Annotated in this window: 3 protein-coding genes and 1 pseudogene; all 4 read left to right on the top strand. The window is 37.4% G+C overall.

Annotated features, from left to right (window positions below):
• On the top strand, positions 1-114 hold a 114-nt coding region (locus ACFIK7_RS02680), incomplete at its 5' end, for an autotransporter outer membrane beta-barrel domain-containing protein (protein ID WP_375662893.1).
• Between the two features lie 362 nt (positions 115-476).
• Positions 477-3,041 (top strand): BafA family autotransporter, encoded by a 2,565-nt coding sequence (gene bafA / locus ACFIK7_RS02675; RefSeq protein WP_375662892.1) that lies wholly within the window; start codon positions 477-479, stop codon positions 3,039-3,041.
• A 339-nt stretch (positions 3,042-3,380) separates the two neighbouring features.
• Positions 3,381-3,614: pseudogene (locus ACFIK7_RS02670) on the top strand (Arm DNA-binding domain-containing protein); the annotation flags it as partial.
• Between the two features lie 258 nt (positions 3,615-3,872).
• On the top strand, positions 3,873-5,606 hold a 1,734-nt coding region (locus ACFIK7_RS02665; protein ID WP_375662891.1), incomplete at its 3' end, for a pertactin-like passenger domain-containing protein.

Here is a 5,606-nt window from a genome sequence, read left to right as displayed (position 1 = left end):
TTAAGCAGTTTAGTGAGTGAGAAGTTAAAGTTATATGGTGAGGCCCATTATATTAAAGGGCGTAAAACAAAACAGTCCCTTCAGGGAATTATAGGTGTACGCTATAGTTTCTAAGTATATGGTTATTTTTTAGTTATCTTTAAATATATGATTGTTTTTAAAGGTCTTTAATTAAAGGTTCAGAGAACAATTTTTCAGAGCACGCAGCTTCGTTGTTCATGATAAACTGTATACCCTTATATACTTGATTATGCATTACTTTTTATCTTTGATAAGAAAACTCCGAGAAAATGCTAAAGAAGCACTATAAGAGCGCTCTTATATTCTTGATCAAAAAAGTATTTAAAAACTATAAAGAACGGTTTTTTATGAGATAAGGAGGATTTTTAAGAAGGATTGTTGCAATCTAAGGTTGAAAATATATTTTGTAGAGCTAATTACGTTTAGTGTCTATGCAGGCGTGAAGGGGGGAGGATATGGCTCTACAATATAAATGGAAACGACATTGTTGGATACTCATGTTGAGCAGCTGTTTTGTGCAAGCTGCTGCTGCAAATGAGGGGGGAACAGCACTTTTTTGTCAATCTTCAAGTTATGAAAATGATAAAGTATTTCAAGATCAATACAATGAGGATATGAAAACAGGCAGATGCATACTTGGAGCCTCTAATGATGCCATGGTAAGAACGCGCAATGAATTAGACTTTTTGAAAAAGCCTAGCGATTTTATCATGGATAAGGGTGCTAGAGTGTTTGCGAGTCAACAGGAACTTGACAGTAGTCATCGTGACAATGCTGGATATCATGCACAAGAACAAAATACTGCGTTTCTTAAAAAGCCTGAACTTATCTCCATTAAAGATGGGGCAATTTTAGAAAATTATATCCTTGATAATGAAGGTAAAGCATACATTTCAAATGATGGTGAGATTGATAGTCCAGGGCGATCCATTAATAACACTGTAAGGAATGGTGCAGAGCTTTATGTGTATGCAGGAGGACTCAGTGAGAATAGTAAAATTGAACATGGTGGAATTGAAAATGTTCAGGCTTTGAAGGGAAAACAAGGTTTTTCGAAAAATGCTGTTGTTGAAGAAGGCGGACACCAAAGTGTTGGAAATGGAGGAAAAGTAGAAGGGACTAAAATTTATGGTGGTGAGCAGCTTGTTTTCGGCGAGGGGGATATTGGAGGAGAGATTAAAGGGAGTAGTGCTTCTCATACTGTCATTTATGGTCAAGATGAAACACTAGGCCAACAAAAAGTATATGATGGCGGAAAAGTTTGGAATACGAAAGTTATGCGAGGGGGTGTCCAAGAGGTTGGAAAAAAGTCTCAAAGTGCAAAAAATGGTGGTTTTGCATTTGACACAGAAGTTTTTGGTGGTGGTAAACAACGTATCTTAAAAGGCGGTCAGGCTATTGGAGTCACTTTAAATGAGAGTGCTATTCAGGAAATATATACTGATGGATCTGTAAAGAATCTAACAATGAATGATCAAACAAAATCATGGGTGCATGCTGGAGCAACATTAGAAGGCAAGACACAGGTAAACCATTCTGGGCAGATCCATCTTTATGCTGGGAATGATCAACAACGCACCACAGTAGAAGATATTATTTTAAATGGAAAAGATACAAAACTGTACTCTGTTACTGATGAGTTTGATGGAAAAAGTTCTTTGATACAAAAATTAAGTGGTGAAGGGAGTGTTATTTTTTCGTTTACAGGTTCTGATCCATATTATTCTCAGCTTCATGTGAATAATCTTTCAGGAAATTTACATTTCGCGTTCAATACTACGATTGCTCATAACCGTGGTGATTATCTCTTGGTTGAGAAAGGTGCTGGGAAACATACAATAAGTGTTGCTGATTCTGGAGTTGAAATCACGGATCCTTTTTCAAATAAGCGTGATTTAATTACGGATCAAAGTGGTGGTGCGCATTTTACGCTGACAGATCTTAAGGGTGAAAAAATTAACGCCATTGATGGTGGAACTTATATGTATGATTTGAAAGAAAGAAAGGATGAAAATGGGAAAGTTTGGTTTTTATCGGCAGACCGCCTCAGTGGACCAGAGCCTTCTATGCCAGATCCGACAGATCCTTTTTTTCCTGGTGAAACATCAACAACCCCCTCTACAGATGCAGTGTTAACGTTGTCCGTAGTCCCTGGACTTATTTTTAATAATGAGTTGCAAGTTGTACGGAATGGTAGAAAAATTTGGGACAGAAATAAGAAAGATATCGAACTATGGACTTATGGGATTAAGAGCAGAGAACGTGTTGCGACAGGCCATACACACTTTAAGCTTGGGCAGACAGGTTTAGTCTTTGGTGCTGATCAGTTGAGTGAATTAAGGCATGGAGAGTTGTATGTTGGTGGTTTTGGGAGTTATGATCAAGCACGTGTTTCTCATGCACGAGGTGGTGATAGTGATTTGAGCTCTTATAGCATTGGAACTTACGCAACTTATTTTGATCATCGTGGATGGTATATGGATGGTGTTTTGAAATATAATTATTACCGAGATAATTTAAAAGCCATATCAACGAATGGTTTAGCTATTCAAAGTCATTACAATCAGTGGGCGATAGGTGGATCGTTTGAGATTGGCTGTTATTTTGAACCGGCACAGAATACTTGGATGCAGCCTTATATCAAGCTAACAGGTTTGCAGGTTGAAGGTAAAAGAATAAAACTTTCCAATGAAATGATAGGTGATCTAAGCCCATTAAATTCATTCCGCAGTGAAGTTGGATTGACTGCAGGACATGAATTTTTTGTGAATTCAGAAACTTCATTAACAGCTTACATTATGGCAGCTTGGTTGCGTGAGAATATAAATAATAATTATACGACAATTAATAAGCAGTATAAATTTATTACAGATTTATCAGGCAGTGCGGGTAAATTGGGAATTGGTTTAAACGGTACGGTCAATGATAAACTAACACTTTATGCGGAAGCACATTATCTAAAAGGACATAAGATTAAGAATGCTCTTCAAGGTATTTTAGGATTACGCTATAGTTTCTAAATATGTGTGTACACGGCTGATTAATTTTACAAATGTAATTGTTTTGCAAGCTTAAACAGATAACGCCCGGCTATGTCTTTTCGAGAGTATAGGGACTTTCTCAAATAGTAGGAATGTCTTTATACTCTCTCTTTTAAAGGCAACATACTGAATTTATAATAATAATTCATTTCTATGCATGTTGAATGAGAGTCCCGAGTATCATAGGATTCTCTCATTCCAAATCTGTTTATGTTGAATCAATCAAAATTATTCGCCTAGCACATCACAAGCGGGATGAACATGTGGATAAAAACTATATAAGAAAAGAGTAAAAATGTTTCTTATGAATCTTCTCTAGTGTCAAGGGCTGTCACAACATTAGGATGGCAAAGTGTATGATGATATCGGCTCGCTTCTTCATAAGCGTAAAGATTGGGGGCTCAATGGCTTTACCGGTATACCATTCATGGATGACGTCGCGAAATGGGTTTGGGTGCGTTGAGAGATGTCTCTTTAAAACAAGCGCATGAATGTACAATCCAATGGCGTTTTGTGTTCCGTGAAGGACGTGACCTCGTTAGGCACGAGCATTTTGTTCATCTAACTTCAAATATTGAAAATTATTCCTTGAACTCAAGTAAACAATTTGAATTTTATTAAGATTTTCAGCCGTAAGTTAGAACTTTCTAGTGGCTTTTATAGAAGCACAACCTAAAGTTGTTTATATTAAAAAATACACTTAAAAAGTGTTTATAAACATAAATAAAACACATTACGATACAATCTAAGACGAGTTACCTACGTAGCCGTGGGATATTTTTCTAAATAATTGAGAGTGGAGTGTCGATAATGCAGTATAAACATAAGTTGAGTTTTTCAGTATTGATGATCAGTAGTTGTTTTGTACAAGTTGCAAGTGCAGTTGAAAACAGGAATGAAGAGTTAAAAAGATTAGAAAATGTGGAAAGTGGAGGGAAGGTACCAAAAGGTTCAGCACTGATTACAACCCTTTTCAACAATAATGTTAAGATCGAAGGTGGTGGTGTTGAAATTGTTGAAAATGGAGCAACTTCTGTAGGTGCCACTATTGAAAAAGGAGGGATGCAAATAGTTACGCGTGGAGGAAATGCAATAGATGCTAAAATCCTTGGAGGTAAGCAGTTTATTCATGAAGAAAAAGGTCTTGATCTTATAAGCGTGGAGAGAAAAAGTAGTGCATATAAATCCACAGTTTCTGGTGGCAGTGGAGCAGTGGGACAGCAGAATGTGTATGATGGAGCGTGGGTTTGGAATACGAAAGTGGTAGATAACGGAGAACAAAACCTTTATGCAGGAGAAAGAAAAGAGGGGGGAAAATCAATGTATGCTGAGGTCTCTGGAAATGGGAGACAGCACGTCTTAGCGTTAGGAGAATCTTTTGCTACTAATTTGAAAGATCATGCTATTCAAGTTGTATATCCTGAAGGGTTTGTGGATGGTCTGACTGTTAACAACTTTGCTAAGTCATGGTTCCATGTTGGTATAAAAGATGTCGTTGGAGAAGTAATTGTCAATGATCACGGAGAACTTTATTTATTCGCTGGTGATAGGACAAATCATACGACTAAGAAAAAAATTCCTATACAGGACAGAGTTGAAGAAACAATATTTGAGGTTGGTGAACGGAATATAGGAGAAAAACCTCAGATTGAAATTGAAGATTTAGGGGGGCAGGATGGGACTATTATTTTTACTTCTATACCGTATGATCCACAACATATTTCACTTCATGTTGAGAAACTTTCAGGAAGTTTGCATTTTCGATTCAATATTAGTGCTACGGGGGATGCAAGTGATTACTTGTCGATTGATGAAGGTTCAGGTAATCACAAAATAAGCGTTGCAGATTCTGGTCGTGAAATTACAGGTCCTATCTCTCAGAAAAATGGTTGGACCACAGAGATTAATTTAGTTACTAATAAATTTGGAGGCGCTAATTTTACTCTGGAAGATCTTTCGGGTAATTATATTACAGCTGTTGATGGTGGAGCTTATCAGTATGTTTTACGAAAGAGAGAAAGATGTGCTGATTCTAGTGGTTATTCTACAATTTGGTATTTAAGTTCTGCCTCTGAAAGTACGACACGTTCGAATACTGAAACACAGTGTGTAAACAAGAAAACGAAGATTCCTCTTGCATTGTTTGATCAAAGTGCTTCTTCTAGAGGAAAAAATACCGGTTCTCGTAAACCTACTAAAAAACAACCAGCTAAACCACGGCCTCCACGTCATTTAAGAGAAGCGCAGAATGTCTCTAGTGTTTCTGTATCTCCCTCTCAAGAAAATCAGAATCGTCTGGTATTTCCTCTAGTCAGTTCTCATCCTCTTTCTGCTGAAGAGCAACAAACTGCTGTTTCAGAATCTTCTCACTCTTTAGCCGATCAGATGATTGTGCGTCCAGTTTATAAAGAACAACCTTCTCCACAATTGAGTGAGACGCTTTCAGTTTCTCACTTTTTGACCACGCCCTCTACAGATGCGGTATTGTCTATGTCTGTAGCTCCAGCGATGGTGTTTCACAACGAAATGCAAACAGTGCGTGCG

Origin of the sequence: Bartonella sp. CL266QHHD, assembly GCF_042195355.1 — a bacterium.
GTDB lineage: Bacteria > Pseudomonadota > Alphaproteobacteria > Rhizobiales > Rhizobiaceae > Bartonella.
This window is presented reverse-complemented; position numbering and strand designations above follow the sequence as displayed.